The organism is Nonomuraea thailandensis (assembly GCF_024172165.1).
Lineage (GTDB): Bacteria > Actinomycetota > Actinomycetes > Streptosporangiales > Streptosporangiaceae > Nonomuraea > Nonomuraea thailandensis.
Map to the genome: position 1 here is coordinate 5,251,783 of NZ_JAMZEB010000002.1, position 26,467 is coordinate 5,278,249.

Below are 26,467 nucleotides of genomic sequence, written 5' to 3' on the forward strand. Positions count from 1 at the left end.
CATGGCCAACGACACCGCGCTGTTCCTCGGACAGTTCCTGCGCAACCCCGCGGCGATCGGCGCGCTCGCGCCGAGCTCACGGCACCTGGCCGCGGCCGTCTGCGCGCCCGTCCCGGAGAAGGGCGAGCCGATCGTCGTCGAGCTCGGGCCGGGCACCGGCCCGTTCACCGCGGAGATCCAGCACCGGCTGAGCGGGCGCGGCCACCATCTGGCCGTGGAGCTGAACGAGCGCATGGCCCGGCTGCTGGCCGAGCGGTTCCCGGCGGTGGACGTGGCCAACGAGGACGCCACGCGCCTGGGCAAGCTGCTGGCCGACCGCGGGCTGAGAATGGCGGACGTGGTCGTGAGCGGGCTGCCCTGGGCGGCGTTCCCCGACCAGTTGCAGCGTGACCTGCTCGATGCCGTGACGGGGGCGATGAGCCCGGGAGCGGCGTTCACCACGTTCTCCTACATCCACGCCATCCCGCTCAGCTCGGCGCGGCGTTTCCGCGCTCTGCTGGCCGAGCGGTTCGAGGAAGTGGTGCCGGGCCGTACGGTGTGGCGGAACACTCCGCCGGCCTTCGTGTTCCACGCCCGCCGTCCCCGGTAGGTCCGTTCCCGGTAGGTCCGTTCCCGGCAGGTCCGTTCCCGGCAGGTCCGTTCCCGGCAGGTCCGTTCCTGGTAGGTCCGGGCCCAGGAGGGCGGGGAGCCCGGCCGCCCGATTGGCGCCGAAATCGGGCGGGCCACGCCATGTAAGCGGGGAGCTGGTTGCTCAACCCCTCGCGGCGCGGGCACTCGGACCGCCCCGCGGCTTTCCCGCGACGGTAGCCGCGCTGGATGACCTCCTCCCCCGTCGTCGTCCTCCGTGAAGCCCGACTACCCGAGGCCGGGGGAAGCATTCGTCCCGCATCCGGATCCGGGCCCGGCCGAAGGCGCGGAGGGCGCTCCGGCCCAGCGTGCGGGCCGGATCAGCCGAAGGCCGGAGGGCCGCTTTTCGCCGGCGTGCGGGCCGGATCAGCCGAAGGCCGGGGGGCGCTTCTCGCGCAGGGCGCGCACCCCCTCGGCCGCGTCGGGGCCGGTGAAGCCGAGGAACTCCATGGCGAGCGAGGCGTCGAAGGACGGCCCGGCCAGGCGCAGCCAGTTGTTGAGTGAGTACTTGGTGAGCCTGATCGCCTCCTGGGCCCCGGCGGCGAGCCTGACGGCGATCTCCATGGCCTTGTCGTGCACCTGGTCGTCGTCCACGCACAGGCTGACCAGCCCCATCCGCTCGGCCTGCTCGCCCGTGACGGGCTCGCACAGCAGCAGGTGGTACTTGGCCTTGGCCATGCCGCACAGCAGCGGCCAGATGATCGCGGCGTGGTCGCCGGCGGCGACGCCGAGCCTGGTGTGGCCGTCGATGATCCGCGCGGTACGGCCCGCCACGGAGATGTCGGCCAGCAGCGCGACCGCCAGCCCGGCGCCGACGGCCGGGCCCTGGATGGCGGAGACGACCGGCTTGGAGCAGTTGAGCACGTTGTAGACGATGTCGCGGGCCTCGGCGAACACGCGCAGCCTGGTGGCGTGGTCGCGCATCATCTCCTCGATCATGGACAGGTCGCCGCCCGCCGAGAACGCCCGGCCCTCTCCCCTGACCACGATCACGCGCACGCTCTCGTCGCGGTCGGCGTCACGCCAGACCTCGCCCAGCTCGCGGTGGGCGGTGGCGTCCACGGCGTTGAGCCGCGCGGGCTCGCTGATCGTGATCCGCAGCACGCCCTCGGCCGGGGTGTCGAGCTTGAGCTTGGTGTAGGACTCCATCACAGGTGCTCCCGCAGCCGCTCCGCGACGTACTCGCGGGCCTCGATCGCCTGGTCGAACAGGCCGGGCAGGACGTAGAAGGTGTGCACCGCGCCCTCGAACCTGCGCAGGCCGACCGGCACGCCCGCCTCGGCCAGGCGGGCGGCGTAGCGCTCGCCCTCGTCCCTGAGGACGTCGCAGCCGGCCGTGACGACGGTGGCGGAGGCCAGGCCGGACACGTCGGGCAGGCGCAGCGGGGACAGCCTCGGGTCGGCCGGGTCGGCGCCGGGCGCGTACTGGCGGGCGAACCAGGCCATCTCCTCGGCGTCCAGGCCGAAGCCCTTGGCGAACTCGGCGTAGCTGGGAGTGTCCATGGCCACGTCGAGCACCGGGTAGACGAGCACCTGGTGGGCCAGCCGCAGGCCGGCGTCGCGCGCCTGCCAGGCGGCCACGGCGGCGAGGTTGCCGCCGGCGCTGTCACCGCTCACCGCGACGCTGCCGTTGCTCTGGTAGAAGGCGGGCCTGGCGAAGATGTCGCGCACGACCGTCCAGGCGTCGTCGGCGGCGGCCGGGAACTGGTGCTCGGGCGCCAGCCGGTAGTCGACCGAGACCACGACCGCGCCCGTGCGGATGGCCAGGTCGCGGGCGGCCGCGTCGTTACGCCTGACGCTGCCGAGCACCCAGCCGCCGCCATGGAAGTAGACCACGACCGGCAGCGGGTCGTCGCCGGGGTCGGCGCGGTAGATGCGGATGGGGACGCCCTCGGCCTCCTCGTCGCGCACGAACGGCAGCTTCGTCAGCGGCCCTCGGTAGGCCGCGAAGGCGTCCTGCGCGCGCATCTCCCTGATCGCGTCCAGGTCGAGCGCGGCCAGGTCGGCGTTCAGATCCGATGGGTACCGGGCGAGGTACTCCCGCGCCTGGGGGTGCAGCGGCATGATCGCAGCCTAGCGGGCCGCCTCGATGAACGCATCGAAGAGCCGGGTGTCGGCGTTCCTCTCCGGGTGCCACTGGACGCCGACGCCGAACCGGTGTCCCTGCAGCTCGATGCCCTCGACGATCTGGTCCTCGGCCCAGGCCACGGCCAGCAGGCCCGAGCCCAGGCGGCGTACGGACTGGTGGTGCGGGGCGCTGGTCTCGACGCGGTCGCCGACCGCCTTGCCGAGCTTGCTGGAGACGCTGACCTGGATCGTGTGGCCGCCGCCGGGCTCGGCGTGCCGGTCGTTGTCGAGCACGTCGGGCAGCCAGGGGATCAGCGTGCCGCCCTGGGCGACGTTGAGCACGTGCATGCCCCTGGCGATGGCCAGGATGGGCACGTCGGCGCGCACCGCCGCCCTGGCCAGGGCCAGCTCGAACCGGTCGCGGTGCGCCTGCGGCTCGTGCACCCGCTCGTCCTGCTCGCCGCCGTAGGTGTCGGCCCCGAGTTCGACGCCGCCGGCCAGGACGACGCCCTTCAGGCCGCGCACGTAGTCGTCCACGGCGCTGGGGGCCATGGGCGGCAGCATCACGGGCGCGCCCCCCGCCCGCCCGACCGCCTTGGCGTAGGAGGGCGGCGAGAGCACGGCCTCCCGCACCCAGTCGCCCCAGCGGGCTGCTTCGAAGTAGGCGGTGATACCGATCAGCGGTCGGGACATGCGATCTCCCGGGGGGCATGGTGGAGTCGGGCGGCCGTCGGCTTCGGACTCTTCGGTGACGACCCCATGCCCCATCATGGCGCACTCGCTTTCCGATATGTCACCCCTCCCAAAGATCCCGTGTCTCCCCCCGCACGGGCTTTCCGCGATTCGCCCCGTTCGTCCCCGGGGGCGAGGCTCGCCGCACACGGAGCCGGGCCGGCCGCCCCGCCGAATACGAATATTATTTGCCTTCGCATTTGCCGACCGAAACTGCGCGAAATTGGTGGGAATCGGTTGTGACGCGTCATCAGTGGTGTAAGACTCAATTTTGAGCGCACGGGAATGGCCGGGGAGGGCCCGCGCTCACGACCCGGACTGTCAGGGAGGTGCAGGTCGAGACCGGAATGCGGTTCCGGTCAAAGGTGGGGCGGGATAAATGTCGTTGAATCCGCGTCTGGTCAAGGAGAGTTTCTCCGTCGTCGAGCCCGTGGCCGACAAGGCCACGGCCTACTTCTACGGTCGCTTGTTCGCCGAGAATCCACAGTTACGAGGCATGTTCCCGCCCGCCATGGACGTCCAGCGGGACCGGTTGTTCGGCGCGCTGACCCGGATCGTGTGGAGCCTGGACAGCCCGGACAGCCTGGCGGCCTTCCTCGGGCAGCTCGGCAGGGACCACCGCAAGTACGGCGTGATCGCGGAGCACTACACGGCCGTCGGCAACGCCCTGCTGGCCACGATCCGCCGGTTCGCGGCCGACGTCTGGAACCACGAGATCGAGGCGGCGTGGGTGTCGGCGTACACGGCGGCGGCCAACCTCATGATCGAGTCGGCCGAGTCGGACTCGGGGGTCTCCCCCGCCTGGTGGCTGGCGGAGGTCGTCGACCACGAGCTGCGCCACCGGGACATCGCGGTGCTCACGCTGCGGCCCACGCAGCGCCTGCCGTTCACGCCGGGCCAGTACGTCAACGTGCAGACCGCGCGCTGGCCGCGCGTGTGGCGGACGTTCTCCATCGCCAACGCGCCGCGCCCGGACAACACGATCAGGCTGCACGTGCGCTCGGTGCCCGGCGGCTGGGTCTCGACCACGCTGGCCGGCCACACCCGGGTCGGCGACACGCTCATGCTGGGCCCGCCGATGGGCACGATGGCGCCGCGCGAGCACAGCGTGCGCGACATGTTGTGCGTGGCCGGCGGCACCGGCCTGGCGCCGCTGAAGGCGATCATCGAGTCCGTCATCGCCTCCGGCCGCCGCCCCAACATCCACCTGCTGTACGGCGCCCGCACCTCCGACGAGCTGTACGACCTGCCGGACCTGATCAGGATGGAGTCGTCGTTCCCCTGGCTGCGGGTGCTGCCGGTGGTGTCCGACCAGCCCTCCTACGACGGCATGCGCGGCAGCCTGCCCGAGGTGACGCGGCGCTTCCACTCGTGGGCCGAGCACGACGTGTACGTGTGCGGCCCGGCCTCCATGGTCAACGAGACCGTGCGCAACCTGCAGATCGACGGCGTGCCGCTGGCGCGGATCCACCGGGACATCATCCACGGCGAACACTGACCCGCCCCCGGAAAAGGGCGATTCGGAGATCGGGAGGTTGACAGCGGGCGCTGGACGGTGCCAAGTGGATGTTGACACGCCATGTGAGGTGAACCGTGCCATCGCCCGCCCGGCGCCGAGTGATCGGCGGACTCGTCACCGTCATGACCGCGATCCTGCTGTTATCCCCGTCCCCCGCCGCGGCGGCCCGGACGGCGTCGGAGGCCGTGCCGCTGACCGAGCTGGCGTCGGACACGTACGCCAACAGCACCGGCCAGTACGGCACCTCGGCCGGGCCCGACACCTACCAGTGGGACTCGACGATCGTGACCGCCCAGCAGGCGGGCCGGTTCCACGACGGAGGGGCGTCCGGCATCACGTTCGCGACGTCCACCGACAACGGCGGCACCTGGACGAAGGGCACGCTGCCCGCGATCACGACGTTCGGCGGCGGCCCGTACGGGCGGGTCAGCGACCCGTCGGTGGCCTTCGACGCCGAGCACGGCGCCTGGCTGATCACCTCGCTGGCGCTCACCGACGCGGGCGGGGTGACCGGGGCGGCGGTGCTGACCAGCCGCTCCACCGACGGCGGCCTGACCTGGAGCACGCCGGTCACCATCGCCACCGGCGGCGACCCGGACAAGAGCTGGGCCGTCTGCGACAACGGCGCGGACAGCGCGTTCCGCGGCACCTGCTACGCGGTGTTCGACGACCACGCCGCGGGCAACGCCGTCAAGGTCGCCCGCTCGTCTGACGGCGGCCTGACCTGGGCCGTGACCGGCACCTCGGCCAACGGCCTGGGCGGGCAGCCGGTGGTGCGGCCGGACGGCGCCGTGGTGGTGCCGTACCTGGGCGACGGCGGCGAGATCCGCTCCTTCCGCTCCAGCGACGGCGGCGCGAGCTGGGGCGCAAGCGTGCTGGTCTCGCGGGTGCAGCGGCACACGGTCGCGGGCGGGCTGCGGGCCGCGCCGCTGCCGTCGGCCGAGGTGGACGCGGCCGGCACCGTGTACGTCGTCTGGCAGGACTGCCGCTTCCAGGTGACGTGCGCCGGCAACGACATCGTGCTGAGCACGTCGGCCACGGGCGCCACGTGGGGCGAGGTGCTCCGGGTCACCGAGGACGGCGGCGACCACTTCATCCCCGGCCTCGGCGTGGACCGCGCCAGCTCGGGCAAGGGGGCGCGGCTGGCGCTGGCCTACTACCGCTACCCCGACGCCGCCTGCGCGCCCGCGGCCTGCCGGCTCACGGTCGCCTACACCTCCTCCGCCAACGGCGGCGCGAGCTGGTCGCCGCCGCTGGAGCTGCACGCGGGCATGCCATTGGACTGGCTGGCCAACAGCACGCAGGGCCGCACGGTGGGCGACTACATCTCCACCTCGGTCGTGCCGGGCGGCGCCGCCTTCCCGGCGTTCGCGGTGGCGGGGGCGCCGGCGGGCGGGGCGTTCAACGTGCGGACGCACACGGTCACGGGGGGCCTGCCCGTCTCGGGCGGGGAGCCGCCCACGATCGCCATCGAGGCGGCCGTCGCCAGCGGCGAACCCCCGGCGGGCGCGCTCGCCACCGCCCGCTGACGCCCCGTCCCCCACGGTCCGGCCCGCCGCCCGGGCCCCGCCGCCCGGGCCCCGCCGCCCGGGCCCCGTCGTCCGGGCCCCGTCGTCCGGGCCCCGTCGTCCTGCCGGGTCGTCCGGCCGGGTCGTCTAGCCGCTCTTGCGGAAGGCGGCGGCGGTCTCCTCGTCGCTCGGCCAGAACGTCTCGATGGCCAGCTCGGACACCGTCACGTCCACCGGCGTGCCGAACGTCGCGATCGTGGTGAACATCGACAGCACCCGGTCCCCTGCCGCGATCCGCAGCGGCACCAGGATGTCGGCGGGCCCGGGCACGTGCGCCACGTTGAGGTCCACCCCCGGATAGGTGTAGGAGGCCAGCTCGTCGTGCAGCTCGGCGAGCTGCCCGTTCCCGGACATCTCGGCCTGCCTGCGGAGCTGGTGCAGCAGGTGGGCCCGCACCTCGGCCAGGTTCAGCAGCCGCCCGCCCATCGCCTGCGGGTGCAGCGACAGCCGCATCACGTTGATCGGCTCCCGCAGCAGCTCGTCGGGCACCCCCTCCATGAACATCGCCGCCGCCGCGTTCGCCGCCACCAGGTTCCAGGTGGCGTCCACCACGACCGCCGGGTACGGCTCGTGCCCGGCCAGGATCTTGTCCAGCGCCCGCCGGACCACCTCCATCTCGGGGGCGCGCACCTCCCGCTCGGGGTAGACGGGCGCGAACCCGGCCGTCACCAGCAACCTGTTGCGGTGCCGCAGCGGCACCTCCAGCTCCTCGGCCAGTTTCATCACCATCTCGCGGCTCGGTCGGGCGCGGCCCGTCTCCAGGAAACTGATGTGCCGCGCCGACACATCGGCCTCGATGGCCAGGTCGAGCTGGCTCACCCGCCTGCGCTGGCGCCACGACCGCAGCAACTCACCGAAAGAATCCTCATGTACGGCAACAGCTCCCATGCCGGACACGGTAGCGGCAGGAGGGAAGGGCCTCGATTACCTGCCAGGTAATGCACGAGGCCCGTCAGGTGACGCACCGGGGCCCGCGCCCTGCTTGCGCGGGGAATCTCCCAGTCCTCGGTAACTGTCGGTCGCGCGTGGCACGATGGCCGCAAGCCAACATGGGAGCGATGCTATGAGTGACGCAGTGGTCGCGATCGGCACCCGCAAGGGCCTGTTCCTCGCCCGCTCGATCGGCGGCGGCCCCTTCCAGATCGAGCCGATCCAGTTCTCCACGGTCGCGGTCCCCTCGGTCGCGATCGACACGCGCGGCGCCACACCCCGGCTGCTGGCCGGCATCGAGTACGGCCACTTCGGCCCGTCCGTCATGTACTCCGACGACCTCGGCGCGACCTGGCAGGAGGCCGAGCAGCCGCCGATCGCCTTCCCCGAGAAGACGGGGGCGACGCTGACCAGGGTCTGGCAGCTCGCGCCGTCGCCGTCGGAGCCCGACGTGGTGTGGGCGGGGGTCGAGCCGGCCGCGCTGTTCCGTTCCGAGGATCGCGGGGTCACCTACCAGCTCGTCGAGGGGCTCTGGGAGCACCCGCACCGCGAGCAGTGGCAGCCGGGCGGCGGCGGCCTGTGCCTGCACACGATCGTCACCCACCCCACCGACCCCGAGCTGATCGCGGTCGCGGTGTCGGCCGCCGGCTTCTATCGCAGCACCGACGGCGGGCTGTCGTGGGAGGCGGCCAACAAGAACATCCGGGCCCCGTTCATGCCGGAGGGGCAGCAGTATCCGGAGTTCGGACAGTGCGTGCACAAGGTGTCCATGCACCCGTCCCGGCCGGAGCGGCTCTACCTGCAGCACCACTTCGGCGTCTACCGCAGCGACGACTTCGGCGGGAGCTGGCACGACATCGGCTCGTCGCTGCCGTCCGACTTCGGGTTCCCGATCGTGGTGCACCCGTCGCGGCCTGACACGGTCTACGTGCTGCCGCTGACGGCCGACATCGACCGCACGCCGGTCGGTCACCGCTACCAGCCGCACCGCAGCGACGACGCGGGCCGGACGTGGCAGCCGTTCTCGAAGGGGCTGCCCGAGGGCCCGGTGCACGCGTCCGTGCTGCGCGACGCGATGACCGCGTCGGAGGCGGGGGTGTTCTTCGGCACCCGCGACGGCGAGGTCTACGGCTCGCGCGACGACGGCGAGACGTGGTCGCTGGTCGCCGGCCACCTGCCCGACGTGCTGACCGTGCGGGCGGCGGTGCTCTAGCGCATGGTGTCGAAACCGGTGACGATGGTGGTGTTCGTGCTGCCCAGCGCGCTGCGCAGGTGGGTGAGCGGGCGCACGGAGGTCAAGGTCTTCGCCGTCGGCGCCGACCGCGACTCGCCGCCCACCCTGCGCTCGGCGCTGGACATGCTGCGGCGTACGCATCCGATGCTGGAGGAGCGGCTGCGCGACGAGTACGGGCGCATCCGCAGGCACATCAGCATGATCGTGTGCGGGGAGAACGCCCAGGGGCTCGGCGGGCTCGACTGTGCCCTGCCCCCGGGCGCCGAGGTGTACGTGCTCCCCGCGCTGGCCTGACGCTCGCCCGAGCCCGAGCCCGAGCCTCAGCCCCAGCCTGAACCTCAGCCCGGGCCGAGCCCGAGCCCTGGCGCGGGCGTGCGGCGCTCGGGCGGGTGCTCAGACCTTGCGCCAGCCGGGGATCCAGGCCCCGTCCTCGACGACGTAGTCGCCGAAGAGGGCGGGAGCCTCCTTGCGCATCAGCTCGCCGATGTTCTGGAACAGCAGGCGGATCTCCTCCTCCGCGCCGGCGGCGGTGCGGGCCTCGATGGTGTGCCGCAGCGTGCGCACGTTCGCGGTCCACACCAGCCCGGTCGCCAGGCCCTCGGGGGCGAACCTGCGCATGAACGACGTGCGGTGCTTCTTCTCGGAGAACGGCACGCCCTCCTCGTCGAGCCCGAAGTGCCCGGCCATCCAGAGCTGGAACTGCTCGAGCTGCTCCAGCACGGCCGTGGCCCGCTTCATCAGCTCCTCGTCGGCCTGCGCCCACTCGGGGAACCAGAACGGCAGCTCGTCGAGCCGGACGAAGCGCAGCGACTCCTGCGAGATGGCCACGCCCGGACGGTGCCGGACCAGCTCGTGCGTCAGGACCCGGCTGACGTTGTGCAGCACGAAGCTGAAGCTGACGTGCTCCAGGACCGATCCGTGCGCGCTGGCCAGGATGTTGCGCAGGTAGTCGTCCTGGTTCTCCCTGATCCTGACCACGTTGGGGTTGAGGCCGGGCTCGAAGGAGCGGTAGCAGAGCCGGCCGGCGAACTCGGCGAGGTTCTGGGCGTCGAGGTCGCCGCGGTCGAGGCGCTCCAGCCAGCTCTCGCCACCGACCTCGCGCAGGTAGCGGGCCAGCTCGTCGTAGTCCAGGGACGGACGGGCGACGATGAAGACCTCGGGTTCGACTGTGCGCATGGGGAGCCCCCGCTCGGATCGGCAGTGTGACGGCCCAAGCAAACCAGGTCACGGCCCCGCGCGCGAGTCGGCGCCCGCCGCCCCCTCACCATGGCACGGCGGGCGCCTCACCAGGTCAGCGGCCTGGTACGGCTCGGCTCAGCAGCGGACGGCGGGCCTGTCGCGGGTCACCAGATCGGTGTCCCCCGCGGTCCCGTCGAGCCAGACGATCGTGCCGCCCTCCCCCACGGCGAAGTAGTCCTGCAGGCCCCGGTTGCAGGAGTGGCGCCGCAGCGCCCCGCCGGTGACCGGCGCCTGCAAGATCTTGGGCAGGGTGGCGTTCTCCAGCGTGTCGCCGTCGGGCCAGGCCCCGATGGCCACGCTCGTGTCCCCGGCGTGGAACCAGACGGGAGACGGCGCGGCGGGACCGTCGGGCACGACGGCGGTGGTGCCGGTGCCGTCGGCGGCGGCGGCGCGCATGATGCCGTAGCGGCCGTCGGCGTCGGTGTCGACGGCCCAGACGACGTGCCGGCTGAGCATGACCGGCTGGGCGCTGTCCGAGGGCAGGCCGCCGGCGCCGGGCACCTCGGGGACGACGACCTCGGCCCCGCTCGCCAGGTCGTGGATCACGGGCGTGCCGTGGGAGGCGCCGCCCTCCTCCCAGACGCGCAGGTAGGCGAGCCTGCCGCCCTTGATCGACGGCGTGAAGCCGCTGACGCCGGCCGCCGCGGTCACCTTGACCGGCGCGGCGCCGCCGCGCTTGACCCAGATCTCCACCTCGCCGCTCGCCGGGTCGAAGCCTTCCCAGGCGATGAACTCGCCACCCACGTCCAGGTCGGTGACCAGATCGGGCGCCTGGTGGACCAGGCGCGGCGGGGCGCTCGCGTCGAGCGGGCGGGCGTGGATCTGGAAGCTGGTGCCCGCGGTGTCGTACGACGCCCAGACGGCCTGCACCCCGTCGGTCGCCGGGTGGTAGTTCCACCGGTCGCCCTGCGACAGGGTCACGGTCCTGCCGCCGCGCAACCGCCCGGTGAGGATCCGGGAGGGGGCCGCGCCGTCGGGCGAGGAGTTGGAGACCACGTAGCGGTCCGCGGCCACGTCGGGGATGGCGTTGAAGTCGGTGATGCCGTCGATCAGCACGCGGCTGTCGGTCGGGATGGCCCGTTCCCAGCCCGGCCTGATGCCGTGCCGCTCGAACGCCAGCGCGACCGTCAGCCGGTCGCGGACGGACCAGCCGAGGGCGCGGGCGGCCGACTCGACGGCGCGGCGGCCGTCCGCGAAGTCGTCGAGCGGCGTCATGTACTCGGTCAGCGCCTTGTAGGCGAGCTTGTCGGCCTTCTGGCCGCCGAGCCGCTCCCTGACGTCCCACAGAGCGCCGGAGAAGATCGTGGAGTTGAGGTGCACGCCGCCGTTGTCGAAGCCGACCGTCACGCCGAGGTAGTCCTCGGCGGCCACCCGCGCGTCGTCGAGGTCGCGGCCGGCGCACTCGGCCGGCGGCAGCGTCTTGCACAGGCCCTCGCCGAGCAGGCTCGCGTCGGGGTCGGTCATCGGGATGCCGAGCGTGTCCACCTGGACGGCGTTGCCGAAGTAGTCGGCCAGGCCCTCGTTGATCGCGCCCGACTGGCCGAGGTAGACCAGGTTCGCGCTGTGCTCGATGACGCCGTGGGTCATCTCGTGGCCGACCACGTCGAGGCCGGCGGCGAAGGAGTGGAAGTCGGGGCCGCCTCCGCCGTAGACCATCTTCGTGCCGTCCCAGAAGGCGTTGGCGAACGGCTCGCCCTCCATGGTGACGTTGACGACGGAGTACATGGTGCCGCCCCGGCCGTCGAGGCCGTCGCGGCCGAGTCCCCGGTAGTACTCGTACACCTGCCCGGCGCCCCAGTGGGCGTCCACGGCGCCGCTGCCGGTGTGCTCGGGGCCGAACTCGGGGGTCGCCGAGCGGGCGAGCTCGGTGCCGGGCGGGATGCCGGAGCCCAGGAAGTCGAAGACGTCGCGGCCCTGGGCGTCGTAGGTGAGGATCTCTCCGGTGGCGCCGTTCCACATCGGGCGGGAGCGGTCGCGCAGCTCGTACGCGCCGTCGGCGCGCTGGTAGGCGTTGAGCGTGACGGCACGGCCGTGGGCGGTCCGCCCGCTGCCCTGCACCGGGCCCTCGAACCGGAGCCGGTCCACGGTGAACAGGGGACGGCCCGAGTGGGCGTCCACGTACGCGTCGAGCAGCAGCGGCCTGCCGGCGGCGCGCCCGCTCAGCACGAGGTGCCAGGCCAGCACGCCGTCGCCGCGCGGCACCACGACCAGCTCGCCGGGCCGGGCGGTGAGGCCCTCGGCCACGCCGTAGGCGGGCGCCATCAGGCCGCGCGCGATCTTGGCGGCGGTCTCCTTGGTGACCGACGGGGCCGGGTCGACGCTCAGCTCCGTGAGGAAGCGGCCACCCGCGCCGATCACCTCTCGCTGTCCGCCGCCGGTGCGGAAGTGCACGAGGTAGTGGGCGCCGAAGACGGGCAGGCCGCGGTGGCGCTGGGCGAACCTGACCGTCTCGTCCCGGCCGTCCACGACGGTCTGGAGCGGGGCGAGATCCGCGGGGTCGAGGTGGTAGCGCGGGCCGGCCAGGTGCGCCCTGGCCGCCGCGACGGGGTCGCCCGCCTGGGCGGGCTCGGACAGGCCGGACACCCGCGCGGGGGCCTGCGTGCCCGCCCGGGTCTCCACCTCGGGCGGCGGATCATCCGCCGCCGCCATTCCCGGCACTGACAAAGCCACGCATAACGCGGCAATGAGGGTAATGGGACGCCAGGACACGACACCTCCAGGTGTGTGATGGTTTTCTGGCGCCCCCGATCATCACCGGGACATTGACAAGGAGACAAATCACAATTCGATCAAACCGAAGTGGAATGATGGATTTTCCGTGATATCGCGGCGGAGTGCGGTGACCGAGGCGATCGCCGAGAAGAGCGGCGCGTACTCCGGCGAGCCGCGATGGGACGCCGGATCACGCTTCCTGCGTGAGGAGGAGGTTCACAAGCGGTAGATCCGCCGGGCGTTGCCCGAGCCGATCATGTGGGCGATGCGGGCCGCGTCGGACGTGCTCCACTCCCCCGCCTCGATCCTCGTCTCCAGCGCCCCCGCCAGCGCCCGCCGGTAGGTCAGCGCGCCCAGGTAGCCGGTCTCGGCCAGGCCGCGGCAGCCCGAGCTGAACAGCTGCTTGTGGAAGGGCGCCAGCTCCAGCAGCTCGTCCATGACGCGGGCCGCGGCTGCTGCGCCGTGCGGCAGGGCCAGGCCGACGTCCACGTACACGTGCGGGAAGACGGACGCCAGGTGGGCGGCCTGGCGGTGGAACGGGTAGCAGTGCAGCAGGATCACCGGCACGCCGAGCGGTTGCAGCGCGGCGGCGAACGCGCTCAGCCTGGCCGGGTCGGCGCGGTGCGGCTCGCCCGCCGGCCCGCCGGACCCGGAGTGGACGTGGACCGGCAGCCCGCCGAACCCGGTGTGGAACTGGACCGGCAGCCCCCGCTCCCTGGCCACGTCCACCGCGCTCCAGAGCAGGTAGCGCAGCAGGACGTGGTCGGTCAGCGGCTCCTTGGGGTCGGCCAGGCGCCGGTTGGCCGCCGCGATCACCGCTCCCCTGGTGGGGCGGGCGGGGTCGAAGTCGAGGCCGCACAGGGCGCCGATGACCGTCTTCAGGCCGACCGCCCTGGCGGCCCTGGCGGCCAGGGCTTCGCCCAGGTTGTCCAGGTAGTCCACGGCGAGCTCCGCGGTGGCGGCCACGTCGCGCTCGATGCGCTCGATCCGGACGAGCTCGTCGGCGGCGGCGCCGCCGTGACGGCCCATCTCGGCGGCGGTCAGCACCTCCAGGTCCTCGTGGGAGGCGTCCACCAGGAACGCCACCACGCCGGCCCCGGCCAGCAGCCGCCGGTTCACCTCGGCCGCCCCCAGCTCGGCGCGGCGGGCCAGGTAGACGGCCGGAGGCGCGTGCGGCTCCAGGTCGAGCAGCGGCGCGCACCAGCGGCGCACGGCCGCGCCGAACGGCGTGTCGAAGTGGGTGGTGCCGGGCGGCGCGGGGCTGCCGCCCTCGCCGCTGAGCAGCTCGAACTGCGCTCTGCTCAGGTCGTCCCGCCGCACCCCGTGACAGTGATGGTCGACGAGCGGGGCGAGCAGCGCGTCACGCACCGTGCCGGGCAGGTCTACGGGGAGCATGCGGGGAACTCTAGGGGAGCCCCGCACGCCCCCGCCCGGGTTTTGCCTACCTGCGGGACAGACGTAGCACGTTCGCGATGATCTTCGCGCCCGCGCCGCCCTCCTGGGTCAGGATCGACTCGGGGTGGAACTGCACGGCGAAGCGCCGGCGCGCCGGGTCCTCGATCGCCATGACGTTGCCGTCGGGCGTCAGCGCGGTCGGGGTGAAACCGACCACGCCGGGCCGCTTGGCGTGCAGCGAGTGGTAGCGGGCCGCGGTGAACTCCTCGGGCAGGCCCTCCAGCAGCGCGCTGTCACCGAGCCTGCCGACCTGGCCGCGCTTGCCGTGCTCGGGGTAGTCGAGCAGCTCCAGAGTGCCGCCGGCGTGCTCGACCATGGCCTGCAGGCCCAGGCAGACGCCGAAGACGGGCAGGTCGCGGGCGTAGACCTGGTCGAGCAGGGCGGAGATGCCGAAGTCGGTCGGCCAGCCGGGGCCGGGCGAGAGCACGACCAGGTCGGGCGCGATCTCGTCGAGCACGGCGGCCGGGAAGCCGTGGCGCAGCGTCACGACGTCGGCGCCCTCCTGGCGGAAGTAGTCGGCCAGCGTGTTGACGAAGGAGTCCTCGTGGTCGACGAGCAGCACCTTCATGCCCAGGCCCGGCTGCTCCCTGGGCTCGGGGCCCTTGACGGCCTCGGGCTGGTTGACCGCGGCCAGGGCGCCGAGCAGGGCGCTGGCCTTGAGCTCGGTCTCGCGCTCCTCGGACTCGGGGTCGCTGTCGAACAGCAGCGTGGCGCCGGCCCTGACGGTCGCGACGCCGTTCTTGACCTGCGCGGTGCGCAGGGTCAGGCCGGTGTTCATGGAGCCGTCGAAGCCGATGAAGCCGATGGCGCCGCCGTACCAGCGGCGGGTGGTGGCCTCGTGGTCCTCGATGAACTGCATGGCCCAGGTCTTGGGCGCGCCGGTGACCGTGACGGCCCACATGTGGGTGAGGAAGGCGTCGAGGGCGTCGAACTCGGGGCGCAGCCGGCCCTCGATGTGGTCGACGGTGTGGATCAGCCGGGAGTACAGCTCGATCTGGCGGCGGCCGATGACCTTGACGGAGCCGGGGACGCAGATGCGCGACTTGTCGTTGCGGTCGACGTCGGTACACATGGTCAGCTCCGACTCCTCCTTCACGCTGGACAGGAGGGTGCGGATGGCCTCGGCGTCCTCGACCGGGTTGCTGCCACGGGCGATCGTGCCCGAGATGGGGCAGGTCTCGACGCGGTCGCCGGTGACGCGGACGTACATCTCGGGTGAGGCGCCGACGAGGTGCTCGCCCTCGCCCAGGCTGATGATGAACTCGTACGGGGCGGGGTTGCTGTGGCGCAGGCCGCGGTAGAAGGCGGACGGGTCGGCGCAGGTGGCGTGGAAGACCTGGCCGGGCACGACCTCGAACAGGTCGCCGCGCTTGAACTTCTCCTTGGCGGCCGCCACGACCTTGGCGTACTCGCCCTTCTCCGGGTCCTTCGGCAGCTCGGCGGGCGTGACCGGCGGGGCGGAGGTGCCGGTGCGCTCCAGGCCGCGGGTGGTGGCGCCGTCGACGGTGAACTCGTAGCGGTACTCGAAGCTGGTCTCCCGCTGCCGGTCGATCACGACCAGCCGGTCGGGCAGGTGCAGCACGAGGTCGCGCTGGTCGTCGGGGCGGACGAGCTCCTGCCTGATGGGCTCGAACTGGAAGGCCAGGTCGTAGCCGAAGGCGCCGTAGAGCCCGAGGTGCGGGTCGTCGCCGGCGAAGGCGGCGATGACCTCGCGGATGGCGGTGAACACGGTGGGCCTGCGGCTGCGCATCTCCTCCGGCAGGAGGTCCTCCGACTCCGCCACGTACACCTCGACGCGGTCGGCGGTGGGCTCGGTGACCGGCTTGCCCGCGGCCAGCAGGCAGGAGGTGACGGCGGGCAGCACGACGCGGCCCCGCTCGTTGAGGGCGGTCGCCGAGATGTTGCGCCCCTTGGCGACCAGCTCCAGGCACGGATCGACGTAGCCGAACGCCCATCGGCTGTAGCGGCCCGGGTAGTCCATGCCGGAGGAGAAGGCGCCGCCGCGCCGCTCCGACAGGGACGTCACGATCTCTTCGAGGGCGGCCTCGTCCACCTCGCGTGTCTCACGCTCGACACCGATGCCCGCGGCGGTGGTATATCCGCTCGTCTCCACTTGCTGCCCCTTTACCACATCAAATGATCGAGCCCCGGGGCGGACACGAGAAAGGCCGCCTATCCGGGGCGGCCGTCCGTTGAAGGAATGCGAAACACGCGCCGCCTAGGAGCGGCGCCACCACTGGAGCTGAGCGTGTTTTCGCATGACGTCCAGAGTAACCGCCCGACCATGATCGCGCAACGCGGCGCGCCCACCCTGTTGCGGTAGTTTCAATACAGCGCTGTACTGTATTTGTACGAAGCTGGAAGGAGCCTCCCATGACGCCGACCGAGGCGATCGTGCTGCCCACCGGGCGGCCCACCCCGTTCGATCCGCCCGCCGAGCTGGGCGAGCTGCGCGAGAGCCGGCCGATCACCCCGCTGGCCTACCCCGACGGCCACCAGGGCTGGCTGGTGACCAGTCACGCACTGGTCCGCGAGGTGCTGGCCGACCGGCGTTTCAGCGCGCGCTCCGAGCTGCGGCACCTGCCGGTGGACTCCGGCGGGCAGGCCGGGCAGCCCGCTCCGCCCGGGATGTTCATCTCGACCGACCCGCCCGTGCACACCCGCTACCGGCACCTGCTCACCGGCGAGTTCACCGTGCGCAGGATGCGGCGGCTCGCCGAGCGCATCGAGGAGATCACCCGCGTCCACCTCGACGCGATGGAGCGGCAGGGTCCCCCCGCCGACCTGGTGGCGGCGTTCACGGCGCCGATCCCCGCCGTGGTGATCTGCGAGCTGCTCGGCGTGCCCGAGCAGGACCGCGAGCGGTTCATGGCGCAGGGCACCACGCTCATGCGCACGGACGTCCCGCACGAGGAGAAGATCGCGGCCTACCTCGCGATGCAGGCCCACATGAAGGAGCTGGTGCTCGCCAGGCGGGCCGCGCCCACCGACGACATGCTCAGCGGGCTGACCAGGAGCGACCTGACCGACGAGGAGCTGGCGAACATCGGCTTCATGCTGCTCGGCGCGGGCCTGGACACCACGGCCAACATGCTCGCCCTGGGCACCTTCGCGCTGCTGCGGAACCCCGCGCAGCTCGCCGTGCTGCGCTCGGAGCCGGGCGGGGTGGACCAGGTGGTGGAGGAGCTGCTGCGCTATCTCAGCGTCGTGCCCTTCCTCGTGCGCACCGCGCTGGAGGACGTCGAGCTGGGCGGCGAGCGGGTCGGCGCCGGGGAGACGGTCACGATCTCGATCGCGGCGGCCAACCGCGACCCCGGCCGCTTCGCCGACCCCGACCGCCTGGACCTGGTCAGGGCGAGCGGCGGGCACGTGGCGTTCGGCCACGGCGTGCACCAGTGCCTGGGCCAGCAGCTCGCGCGGGTGGAGATGCGGGCGGGCTTCTCGGCGCTGTTCGAGCGGTTCCCGTCGCTGCGGCTGGCCGTCGAGCCCGGGGAGGTGCCGCTGCGCACCGACATGCTCATCTACGGCGTGCACCGCCTGCCCGTCACCTGGGACACGGGTCAATAGACTCCTGCCGACCGCCCGCGCGACTGCCCGGCGAGCGGGACGAGCACGACGGGCGGTACCGGGCGGTATCGGGCGGGACGAGCATGAACGAGCACGACGAGATGGTGACGCGAGGGGCATGACCGAGCAGCAGGACGAGACGACCGGCGGCGCGCGATCCGCGCGCCCGCCCGGCCGGCCGCGCAGCCAGGAGGCCGATCTGGCCATCCTGTCGGCCGCGCTCGACCTGCTGATCGAGCAGGGCGCCGCGCTGACCAGCATCGAGCAGGTGGCCAGGCGGGCCGGGGTGACGCGGGCGACGGTCTACCGCCGCTTCGCCGACAAGACGGAGCTGCTGGTGCGGGCGCTGGAGTGGGCCAACCACGACCACGACCCCGGCTTCACCGGCTGGCCCGACCTGGAGCACATGTTCGGCGACTGGGCGGCCTACCTGGCGGTGCCGCGCCACCGCCGCCTGCTGCGCCGCCTGTACGGCAGCGTCGACGACTACCCGGAGCTGGTGAGCACGTACCGGACGGTCAACGGCGGGCGGCGGGCGGCCGTGGTGCGCGAGACGCTGTGCCGGGCGCGCGACCTCGGGCAGCTCCCCCGGGAGGTGGACGTGGACGTGGTGCAGCGGATGCTGACCGGCGCGGTGCTGCACGAGGTCGGCGTCCAGCCCGACCGGGAGGACGCCGGAGCGATCGCGGCGCACTTCCTGGAGCTCATGGAGCAGGTCGGTTATCGGGCGACAATGCCCACCGAACGCTGATATTTCAACTGACCAGATTACATTTCAGCCTGCAAAGTAACTTTTCACGACACCTCTTGCTTTCCGAACAAGATCTCTTCACCCTTCTCGACAGAGGCGTAAAGATCACCTCTCCCCGTGTCGTGAAGGAGAGACAGTGCCCCACACCCCCCGCTTACGCGCGATCCTCACCGGGATCGTGACCGTCGCCGGCCTGCTGGTCCCGCAGGCCGCGGCGCAGGCGGCGCCGGATCCCGGCAAGATCGACGCAACAGTCCAGGCCCGTCTGGCCCAGGACGACAAGGCCACCTTCTGGGTGCGGATGAAGGGGGACGCCGACCTGAGCGGCGCCCGCCGGGCCCTGACCAAGGAGGCGAAGGCCGAGCAGGTCTTCGAGGCCAAGTCCGAGCAGGCGGAGTCCTCCCAGCGAGACCTGCGCAAGCTGCTCGACTCCCATCACGCCGACTACACCCCGTTCTGGATCGTCAACGCGGTCAAGGTGACGGCGGGCGGGAAGCTGGCCGCCGAGATCGCGAACCTGCCCGACGTCGAGCGCATCGACCCGGTGCGCACGCTCACCCTGCCCGAGCCCGTCGCCGGCACCCCCCAGGCGAGAGTCGACGCGGTCGAGTGGAACATCGACCGGGTCGGCGCCCCCCGGGTGTGGGACGAGCTGGGCAACCGCGGCGAGGGCATCGTGGTCGCCAACATCGACTCGGGCGTGCAGTTCGACCATCCGGACCTGGCCGCGAGCTACCGGGGCAGGAACCCGGACGGCACCTACACCCACGACTACAACTGGTACGACCCCGCGGGCGTCTGCCCGTCGGCGGCTCCGTGCGACAACAACGACCACGGCACGCACGTCATGGGCACCATGGTCGGCGCGAACGGCCTCGGCGTGGCGCCGGGCGCCAAGTGGATCGCGGTCAAGGGCTGCGAGGTCAACACCTGCACCGACGCCTCCCTGCTCAAGGCCGGTGAGTGGGTGGTGCGCCCGACCGACCTCGACGGCCTGAACCCGCGCCCCGACCTGGCGCCGGACATCGTCAACAACTCCTGGGGCGGCGACGGGTTCGACCCGTTCTACAAGGAGGTCGTGGACTCGTGGCTGGCGGCCGGCATCTTCCCCGCCTTCTCCAACGGCAACGAGGGCCCCGCCTGCGACACCAGCGGCTCGCCGGGCCAGTACCAGAGCGCGTACAGCTCGGGCGCCTTCGACGTCAACAACGCGCTCTACGCGCGCTCCAGCAAGGGCGAGGGTGAGAACGGCGAGATCAAGCCGAACATCGCCGCCCCCGGCGTCAACGTGCGCTCCTCGGTCCCCGGCGGCTACGACAGCTTCACCGGCACGTCGATGGCCTCCCCGCACGTGGCGGCCACGGTGGCGCTGATCTGGTCGGGCTCGCCGGGCCTGCAGGGGAACGTGGCGGCCACCCGGCCGCTGCTGGACGGCACCGCCGTGGACGTCAGCGACACCAGCTGCGGCGGCACCGCGGCCGACAACAACATCTGGGGCGAGGGCAGGCTCGACACCTACGCCGCCGTGCTGGCCGCGCCCGACGAGGGGCTGGGCGACCTGTCCGGCACGGTGACGACCGGCGGCGAGCCGGTGTCCGGCGTGACGGTCACGGTCGCCGGACCGATGCGGCGCACCATGGTCACCGGCGCCGACGGCCGCTACGCCATCCCACGCCTGCTGGCCGGCGAGTACGAGGTCAGCGCGGCCAAGTTCGGCCACGCCACCGCCACCGCCGCCGTCACGATCACCGCCGGTCAGGCCGCGACCGCGGACGTGCCGATGACGGTGCTGCCCACGGGCGTGGTGTCGGGCACGGTCGCCACGGCCGGCACGCCGGAGCCCAACGCGACGGTCGAGGCCGCCGGCACGCCGGTGAGCGCGGTGACCGACGCGTCGGGGCGGTACTCGATGACGCTGCCGCACGGCTCGTACGAGCTGGCGGTCACGCCCTCCTCCCGCTGTTCCAGCGCCGCGACCGCGCCGGTGACGGTGGCCGGTGACGTGACCAGGGACATCGAGCTGCCGCTGCGTGGTGACAACTTCGGCTACACGTGCAGGAGCGGCGCCCAGGAGTACGTGGCGGGCGCCGAGAAGCTGGCGCTGACCGGCGACGACGAGGCCCAGCAGGTGACGCTGCCGTTCCCGGTCCCGTTCTACGGCACCGGGCACACCAGGGCGTGGATCGGCACGAACGGGTTCGTCACGTTCGCCGCCGACCGGGTCACGACCGGCAGCAACAGCCGGCTGCCGGCGTCGGGCACGCCCAACAACGCCGTCTACCCCTACTGGGACGATCTCATCGTGGACGGCCAGGCCGGGATCCACACGGCGGTGACGGGCACGGCGCCGCACCGCGTGTTCGTGGTGGAGTGGCGCAACGTCACCTTCTACAACGAGGGCGCGCAGCGGGTGTCGTTCTCGGCGCTGCTGGGCGAGGACGGCTCGATCGCGTTCCGGTACAAGGACATCGAGAGCGAGCGCGACCGGGGCGGCAGCGCCACGATCGGCGTCGAGAACGCGGCCGGCAACGACGCGCTGCTGTACTCCTACGAGGAGCCGGTGCTGGCGACCGGGCAGGGCCTGACGTTCACGGCCAGCAGGCACGGCCTGGTCACCGGCAAGGTCACCGACGCCAACGACGGCGACCCGATCGGCGGGGCGACGGTGAAGGTGGGCGGCGTGGCCACGTTCACGACCGCCGCGGACGGCACCTTCTACGGGCAGGTGCTGGCCGGCGACTACGAGGTCGTGGTGTCCAGGGAGCACTACGGCACGTTCACCCAGCAGGTCACGGTGGCCGCGACGGCGGTGACGCGGATCGACACGGCGCTGGTCACGGGCCGGGTGAGCGCGTCGGCGGCCGAGCTGACCGTGGTGATGCCCACCGGGTCGAGCCGGACGCGGGCGCTGGAGCTGACGAACCTGGGCTCGCCGACGCCGTACACGGTGACCGGCGAGCCGTGGTTCACGGTGACGCCGGCGGCGGGCGAGCTGGCCAAGGGGCAGGCGGTGAGCCTGAAGGTGGAGCTGTCCGGCGCCGGCGTGGCGCCCGGCACGTTCCGCGAGGGCAAGCTGCTGATCAAGTCGGCCAGCGGCAGGCAGCCCACGATCGAGGTGAAGGTGACGGTCGTGGTGCCCAGGCACCAGGTGGCCATCGACACGGCCGCCACGAGGAACTTCGTGGACGCCGCCGGTGACACCTGGACGCCGGACAAGAAGTACGTCGCGGGGAGCTACGGCTACCTGACCAGCCAGAACCGCACGCAGAGCACGTCCAGGACGATCGCCGGCACGGCGGACCAGGCGCTGTTCAGGACGGCCAGGGAGTCGATGCTGGAGTACCGGTTCGACAACGTGCCGGCCGGGACGTACACGGTCGAGCTGAACTTCGCCGAGATCAGGAACATGCGGATGGGCCAGCGCGTGTTCGACGTCCTGGTGGAGGGGCAGCTCGCGATCCCGGCGCTCGACCTGGCGCTGGAGTCGGGCACGTACACGGCGGTGACCAGGCAGTACACGGTGAAGGTGACCGACGGGCAGCTCAACGTGCGCTTCGCGACCCGGCAGGGCGCGACGATCGTGAACGGGCTGCGCATCTCGGAGCGCTCCGACAAGGCGGCTCCGTAGAACCCGGTCGCGGGCCCGCCTCCGTGGCGGGCCCGCGACATCCGTGAACGCCGCTCATGCGAAGAAGGGAGGCAGGCAACACCTTCAAAGGAGAGATCTGATGCGTAAGCAACTGGCGCTCGCCGCAGTGGTGCTCGGCGCGGGCGCGGTAGTGGCGGCCTCGCCCGCGCAGGCTCACAACCGGGCCGACGGCCCCCGCGTCACCGGCCTGACCACCATGGGCGAGCTGGTGACCTTCGACGCCGGCAACCCGAAGAGCGTGAACCGGATCGGCAGGATCAGCGGCCTCAAGGGTGACACGAAGGTCGTCGGCATCGACTACCGGGTGCAGAACGGCAAGCTGTACGCGGTGGGCGACAAGGGCGGCGTCTACACGGTGGACGGCAGGGCCAGGGCGAGCAAGGTGTCCCAGCTCACCGTGGCGCTGAACGGCCAGACCTTCGGGGTCGACTTCAACCCCGCCGCCAACCGGCTGCGCGTCATCAGCGACACCGGCCAGAACCTGCGGCACAACCTGGACGACCCGAACGGCGCGCCCGCCTCGGGGCAGACCGCCACCGACGGCCCGCTCACCAACCCGCCCGTGCCGCCCGCGACGGCCGGGGCGACCGCGCTCGGCGTGACCGGTGCCGGCTACACCAACAACGACCTCGACGCGGCCACCGCGACCACGCTGTTCGACGTGGACACGACGGCCGACCAGGTCTCGGCGCAGTCTCCCGCCAACGCGGGCAACCTGGCGCCGACGGGCAAGCTGGGCGTGGACGCCGCGGCGGACGCCGGTTTCGACGTCTACAGCCGGCTCAAGAAGGGCGTGACGGTGTCGAACACCGGCTACGCCACGCTCAGGGCGGGCGGAGGGTACCGCTTCTACACGGTGGACGTGCTTACCGGCGCGGCCACGGTGGCTGGAACGTTCCCGTCGGACCGCCAGGTCAGCGACATCGCGGTCCAGCTCGGCTGATCGCGCGACCGCCGCCCCGGGCTACCGCACGCCGGGCGGCTATGTTACTGGTTGGTATATGAGACGCGTACGGCTCCACCGCGACCTGCCGGTGCCGATGCCCGACGGCGTGAGGCTGCTGGCCGACCACTACGCCCCCGCGGGCGGGGAGCGGGCCCCCGTCATCCTGATGCGCTCCCCGTACGGCCGGCGCGGCCTGTTCGGCTGGTACTACGGCCGCGGGTTCGCCCGGCAGGGCTTCCACGTCGTCATCCAGAGCTGCCGGGGCGGTTTCGGCTCCGGCGGCCTGCTCGACCCGCTCGGCGACGAGCACGAGGACGGCCTGGCCACCGTGGCGTGGCTGCGCGCGCAGCCCTGGTACGGTGGCTCGTTCGCGATGTTCGGCCCCTCCTATCTCGGCTACACGCAGTGGGCCGTCGCGCCCTACGCCGGATCGGAGCTCAAGGCCATGGCCCTGCAGATCACCGCCTCCCAGTTCAGGGACGCGGCGTACGTGGGCGGCGCGTTCGCGCTGGAGTCGGCGCTGAGCTGGACCACGCTCACCGACGGCATGTCCCGCCGCTTCGGCGGCAGCACCTCGGTGCTGACCGCGCCCCGGCTCACCCGCAGGGCGGTGCTGTCGGGCCGCCCCGTGGCGGAGCTCGACCTGGCCTCGGCGGGGCGGCCACTGCCGTTCTACCAGGACCTCCTCGCGCATCACGCCGACCCGGCCGTGCCCTACTGGGACAAGCGCGACTTCTCCTCCAAGGTGGGCGAGGTGGAGGCCGCGGTCACCATGCTGGGCGGCTGGTACGACGTGTTCCTGCCCTGGCAGCTCAAGGACTACGCGGCGCTGCGGGCGGCGGGCCGGCGGCCGTACCTGACGATCGGGCCCTGGTACCACATCGACACCCGGCACGGCCGGCCGACGATGGCCGAGGCGTCGGCGTGGTTCCGCGCGCACCTGCTGGGCGACCGCTCGCTGCTGCGCCCCGACCCGGTGCGCATCTACGTGACGGGGGCCGAGGAGTGGCGCGAGCACCCCGACTGGCCGGTGCCCGGCGTGCGCGAGCAGCGCTGGCACCTGCAGCACGGGTCCGGGCTCGGCGTCGAGGGGCCGCTGGAGGCGGAGCCCGACCGCTTCCGCTACCACCCGTCCCATCCGACGCCGTCGCTCGGCGGCCCCGTCCTGCTGGGCGACTCCAGGCCGCGCGACCAGCGGCGGCTGGAGCAGCGCCGCGACGTGCTGGTCTACAGCTCGCCGGCGCTGGAGTCGGACGTGGAGATGGTCGGCCCGGTGCGCGCGGAGCTGTTCGTGCGCTCCAGCACCCCGTCCTCGGACGTGGTGGTGCGGGTGTGCGACGTGCACCCGGACGGGCGCTCCATGAACGTGTGCGAGGGCGTGCGCCGCCTCGTCGGCGGCCCGGACGGGGTACGCCGGGTCGAGGTGGACCTGTGGCCGATGGCGCACCGGTTCCGGCGCGGCCACCGGATCAGGGTGCACGTGGCGGCGGGGGCGTACCCGACGATCGCCCGCAACCACGGCACCGGCGGCCCGCTCGGCGCGGCCGGCACGATGGCGCCCGCCGACGTCGAGGTCTTCCACTCCCCCGGCCATCCCTCCGCCGTGGTGCTGCCGCTGTGCGCGCCGCACGCTTGATGTCGCTGGTCCTGCTGCTGCAGGGCCGGGGCGGGATGACGGCGGCCGAGCTGGCCAGGGAGCTGGAGGTCTCCGAGCGCACGGTGCACCGCGACGTGCTGGCGCTGTCGGAGGCGGGGGTGCCGGTCTACGCCGACCGGGGGCGGGGCGGCGGCTACCGGCTGCTCGACGGCTACCGCACCCGGCTGACCGGGCTGGACAGGGCCGAGGCGGAGGCGCTGTTCCTGTCGGGGGTGCCGGCGGCGCTGCGCGAGATGGGGCTGCAGGACGTGGCGGCCACGGCGCGGCTGAAGGCGGCCGCCGCGCTGTCGCCCGCGCTGCGCGACGCCCCGGTGACCGCCGCGCAGCGCTTCCACCTGGACGCGCCCGGCTGGTTCGCGGGCGGCGACCCGCCGCCGGCCACGCTGGCGCCGCTGGCCAGGGCCGTGTGGCGGGACCGGCGTGTCTCGGCCGTCTACAAGGACAGCCCGCGGGTGCTGGAGCCGTACGGGCTGGTGCTCAAGGCGGGGGTCTGGTACCTGGCGGCGCGGCACCGGACCCGCTTCCTGATCTTCCGGGTGCACCGGTTCGGCGAGATCTCCGTGCTGGAGGAGCAGTTCGACCGGGATCCCGGCTTCGACCTGGCGGCCTTCTGGGCCGAGCAGGCGGCGCGGTTCACCCGGTCGCTGCTGCGCGAGGTGGTCACGCTGCGGCTCAGCGAGCGGGGGCAGCGGATGTTGCGGCACGTCGCCGACCCGGCGGCGCTGGAGGACGCGCTGGCCTCGCTCCAGCCCGACGGGACCGTGCGGCTGGCGGTGGAGTCGGTGCCGGTGGCGTTCTCGCAGGTGCTGCGGTTCGGGCCGGAGGCGGAGGTGCTGGACCCGCCGGAGCTGCGGGCGATGGTCGCCGAGGCCGCCGCCCGCATGACCCGCCTCTACCGGTAGTCCTCCCAGGCGCGCTCGCCGTCCTTCTCCCGCACCTCGGTGATGTAGCTCCACACGCGCGGGCGGCTGCCGTCCACGTCGGTCACGCCGTACGCCTGGGCCAGCTCCTCACTTGAGACCGACCTGCCGGACCAGCGCCGCCTGTCCGGGTCCAGGGCCAGGGCCGCCACGCCCCTGCCCAGGTAGGCGGGGGTCTCGGAGACCATCCAGCTCGGGTCCGCCTCGGCCTCGCGCCAGTTGTCCTCGGTGACGCCGAAGTTGTCCAGCATGGCCTCCGAGCGCAGGAAGCCCGGCGTGACGGTCAGCCCGGTGCCCCCGTGCGGGCGCAGCTCGTTCGACCAGGCGAAGCCCAGCCGGTTGACCGACATCTTGGCCAGGTCGTAGTAGACGTTCTCCCGGTAGCGGCTCTGGTTGAACTCCCAGGTGCCGTCGGTGACCTCGACCACCAGGCCGCCCTCGTGCCCGATGAGCAGCGGCAGCAGGTGGCGGGCGCTGATGAGGTGGGTGTCGACGGCCAGCCGCAGCAGCCGCAGCCCCTTGTCCTGGTCGTGCTCCCAGACGGGCGTGTTCCACGACCAGAGGTGGTCGCCGCCCCACACGTCGTTGACCAGCACGTCGAGCCGGCCCTGCTCGCCGCGTACGCGCTCGGCCAGGGCCGCGACCTGGTCCGGCTCCAGGAAGTCGGTCCGCACCGGGATGCCGGCGCCGCCGGCCGCGGTGACCAGCTCGGCCGTCTCCTCGATGGTCTCCGGCCGGTTCATCTCCGAGCGCCCCTCCCGGGTGCTGCGGCCGGTGCAGTAGACGGTCGCGCCGGTCGCGCCCAGCGCCACCGCGATGCCCCGTCCCGTTCCGCGGGTCGCGCCCGCCACCAATGCGATCATGCGGCCCAGCGTGCCCGGCAAAGCCGACACCT

General features: G+C 72.6%; 20 protein-coding genes. 11 read left to right on the forward strand and 9 right to left on the reverse strand.

What is annotated here, in order from left to right; translation table 11 throughout:
* Position 1 precedes the first annotated feature (1 nt).
* The gene (locus HD597_RS27750; RefSeq protein WP_253745784.1) at positions 2-589 is read left to right on the forward strand and encodes a class I SAM-dependent methyltransferase; all 588 of its coding nucleotides are present in this window, start codon (positions 2-4) and stop codon (positions 587-589) included.
* A gap of 404 nt (positions 590-993) precedes the next feature.
* Here the strand turns inward: HD597_RS27750 and HD597_RS27755 are convergent, their stop codons facing one another.
* Genes HD597_RS27755 through HD597_RS27765 form a run of 3 tightly spaced genes read right to left on the reverse strand, consistent with a single transcriptional unit; the run spans position 994 to position 3,386 of the window.
* Positions 994-1,776: an enoyl-CoA hydratase/isomerase family protein gene (locus HD597_RS27755; protein WP_253745785.1), complete on the reverse strand. Its 783-nt coding sequence runs from the start codon at positions 1,774-1,776 to the stop codon at positions 994-996.
* Positions 1,776-2,690 carry an alpha/beta hydrolase gene (locus HD597_RS27760; protein WP_253745786.1) on the reverse strand — a complete coding sequence of 305 codons (915 nt, stop codon included), beginning with the start codon at positions 2,688-2,690 and terminating at the stop codon, positions 1,776-1,778. The genes HD597_RS27755 and HD597_RS27760 overlap by 1 nt, the downstream gene beginning before the upstream one ends.
* Positions 2,691-2,699: 9 nt before the next feature.
* The gene (locus HD597_RS27765) at positions 2,700-3,386 is read right to left on the reverse strand and encodes a gamma-glutamyl-gamma-aminobutyrate hydrolase family protein (protein WP_253745787.1); all 687 of its coding nucleotides are present in this window, start codon (positions 3,384-3,386) and stop codon (positions 2,700-2,702) included.
* A gap of 418 nt (positions 3,387-3,804) precedes the next feature.
* Between HD597_RS27765 and HD597_RS27770 the strand changes: the two genes are divergently transcribed.
* Together HD597_RS27770 and HD597_RS27775 are read left to right on the forward strand one after the other, a co-directional pair.
* A complete protein-coding gene (locus HD597_RS27770) occupies positions 3,805-4,923 on the forward strand; it encodes a globin domain-containing protein (protein ID WP_253745788.1) in 1,119 nt (372 codons plus the stop codon).
* Between the two features lie 95 nt (positions 4,924-5,018).
* Complete coding sequence (locus HD597_RS27775; RefSeq protein WP_253745789.1) at positions 5,019-6,473, forward strand: sialidase family protein; 1,455 nt, start codon at positions 5,019-5,021, stop codon at positions 6,471-6,473.
* Positions 6,474-6,599: 126 nt separating this feature from the next.
* Here the strand turns inward: HD597_RS27775 and HD597_RS27780 are convergent, their stop codons facing one another.
* Positions 6,600-7,400 carry a helix-turn-helix domain-containing protein gene (locus tag HD597_RS27780; RefSeq protein ID WP_253745790.1) on the reverse strand — a complete coding sequence of 267 codons (801 nt, stop codon included), beginning with the start codon at positions 7,398-7,400 and terminating at the stop codon, positions 6,600-6,602.
* Between the two features lie 175 nt (positions 7,401-7,575).
* On the opposite strand from HD597_RS27780, the gene HD597_RS27785 reads away from it, so the two are divergent.
* The gene (locus tag HD597_RS27785) at positions 7,576-8,655 is read left to right on the forward strand and encodes a WD40/YVTN/BNR-like repeat-containing protein (protein WP_253745791.1); all 1,080 of its coding nucleotides are present in this window, start codon (positions 7,576-7,578) and stop codon (positions 8,653-8,655) included.
* Between the two features lie 3 nt (positions 8,656-8,658).
* Positions 8,659-8,970, forward strand: coding sequence for a ubiquitin family protein (locus HD597_RS27790; protein ID WP_253745792.1), 312 nt, complete (start codon positions 8,659-8,661; stop codon positions 8,968-8,970).
* Positions 8,971-9,069: 99 nt separating this feature from the next.
* On the opposite strand, the gene thyX is transcribed toward HD597_RS27790, so the two are convergent.
* From thyX to HD597_RS27810, 4 genes are all read right to left on the reverse strand, one after another.
* Positions 9,070-9,852 (reverse strand): FAD-dependent thymidylate synthase, encoded by a 783-nt coding sequence (gene thyX / locus HD597_RS27795; RefSeq protein WP_253745793.1) that lies wholly within the window; start codon positions 9,850-9,852, stop codon positions 9,070-9,072.
* A 138-nt stretch (positions 9,853-9,990) separates the two neighbouring features.
* Positions 9,991-12,564 (reverse strand): M4 family metallopeptidase, encoded by a 2,574-nt coding sequence (locus HD597_RS27800; RefSeq protein ID WP_253745794.1) that lies wholly within the window; start codon positions 12,562-12,564, stop codon positions 9,991-9,993.
* A gap of 279 nt (positions 12,565-12,843) precedes the next feature.
* Entirely contained in the window at positions 12,844-14,022 is a 1,179-nt protein-coding gene (locus HD597_RS27805) for an amidohydrolase family protein (RefSeq protein ID WP_253745795.1), read from the reverse strand.
* A gap of 46 nt (positions 14,023-14,068) precedes the next feature.
* Positions 14,069-16,195, reverse strand: coding sequence for an anthranilate synthase component I (locus tag HD597_RS27810; protein WP_253745796.1), 2,127 nt, complete (start codon positions 16,193-16,195; stop codon positions 14,069-14,071).
* Between the two features lie 260 nt (positions 16,196-16,455).
* Between HD597_RS27810 and HD597_RS27815 the strand changes: the two genes are divergently transcribed.
* The 6 genes from HD597_RS27815 (at position 16,456) to HD597_RS27840 (ending at position 25,554) form a co-directional block, all read left to right on the forward strand.
* On the forward strand, positions 16,456-17,649 hold the full coding sequence (locus HD597_RS27815; protein WP_253745797.1) for a cytochrome P450: 1,194 nt from the start codon (positions 16,456-16,458) through the stop codon (positions 17,647-17,649).
* A gap of 118 nt (positions 17,650-17,767) precedes the next feature.
* Positions 17,768-18,400 (forward strand): TetR/AcrR family transcriptional regulator, encoded by a 633-nt coding sequence (locus HD597_RS27820; RefSeq protein WP_253745798.1) that lies wholly within the window; start codon positions 17,768-17,770, stop codon positions 18,398-18,400.
* Positions 18,401-18,536: 136 nt separating this feature from the next.
* Positions 18,537-22,028, forward strand: coding sequence for a S8 family serine peptidase (locus tag HD597_RS27825; protein ID WP_253745799.1), 3,492 nt, complete (start codon positions 18,537-18,539; stop codon positions 22,026-22,028).
* A gap of 100 nt (positions 22,029-22,128) precedes the next feature.
* The gene (locus HD597_RS27830) at positions 22,129-22,992 is read left to right on the forward strand and encodes a DUF4394 domain-containing protein (RefSeq protein ID WP_253745800.1); all 864 of its coding nucleotides are present in this window, start codon (positions 22,129-22,131) and stop codon (positions 22,990-22,992) included.
* Positions 22,993-23,050: 58 nt separating this feature from the next.
* Positions 23,051-24,631 carry a CocE/NonD family hydrolase gene (locus HD597_RS27835; RefSeq protein WP_253745801.1) on the forward strand — a complete coding sequence of 527 codons (1,581 nt, stop codon included), beginning with the start codon at positions 23,051-23,053 and terminating at the stop codon, positions 24,629-24,631.
* Entirely contained in the window at positions 24,613-25,554 is a 942-nt protein-coding gene (locus HD597_RS27840) for a helix-turn-helix transcriptional regulator (RefSeq protein WP_253745802.1), read from the forward strand. Before HD597_RS27835 ends, HD597_RS27840 begins: the two co-directional genes overlap by 19 nt.
* Here HD597_RS27840 and HD597_RS27845 read toward each other — a convergent pair.
* Positions 25,545-26,435: an SDR family oxidoreductase gene (locus tag HD597_RS27845; protein WP_253745803.1), complete on the reverse strand. Its 891-nt coding sequence runs from the start codon at positions 26,433-26,435 to the stop codon at positions 25,545-25,547. The genes HD597_RS27840 and HD597_RS27845 overlap by 10 nt on opposite strands.
* Between the last annotated feature and the right edge of the window lie 32 nt (positions 26,436-26,467).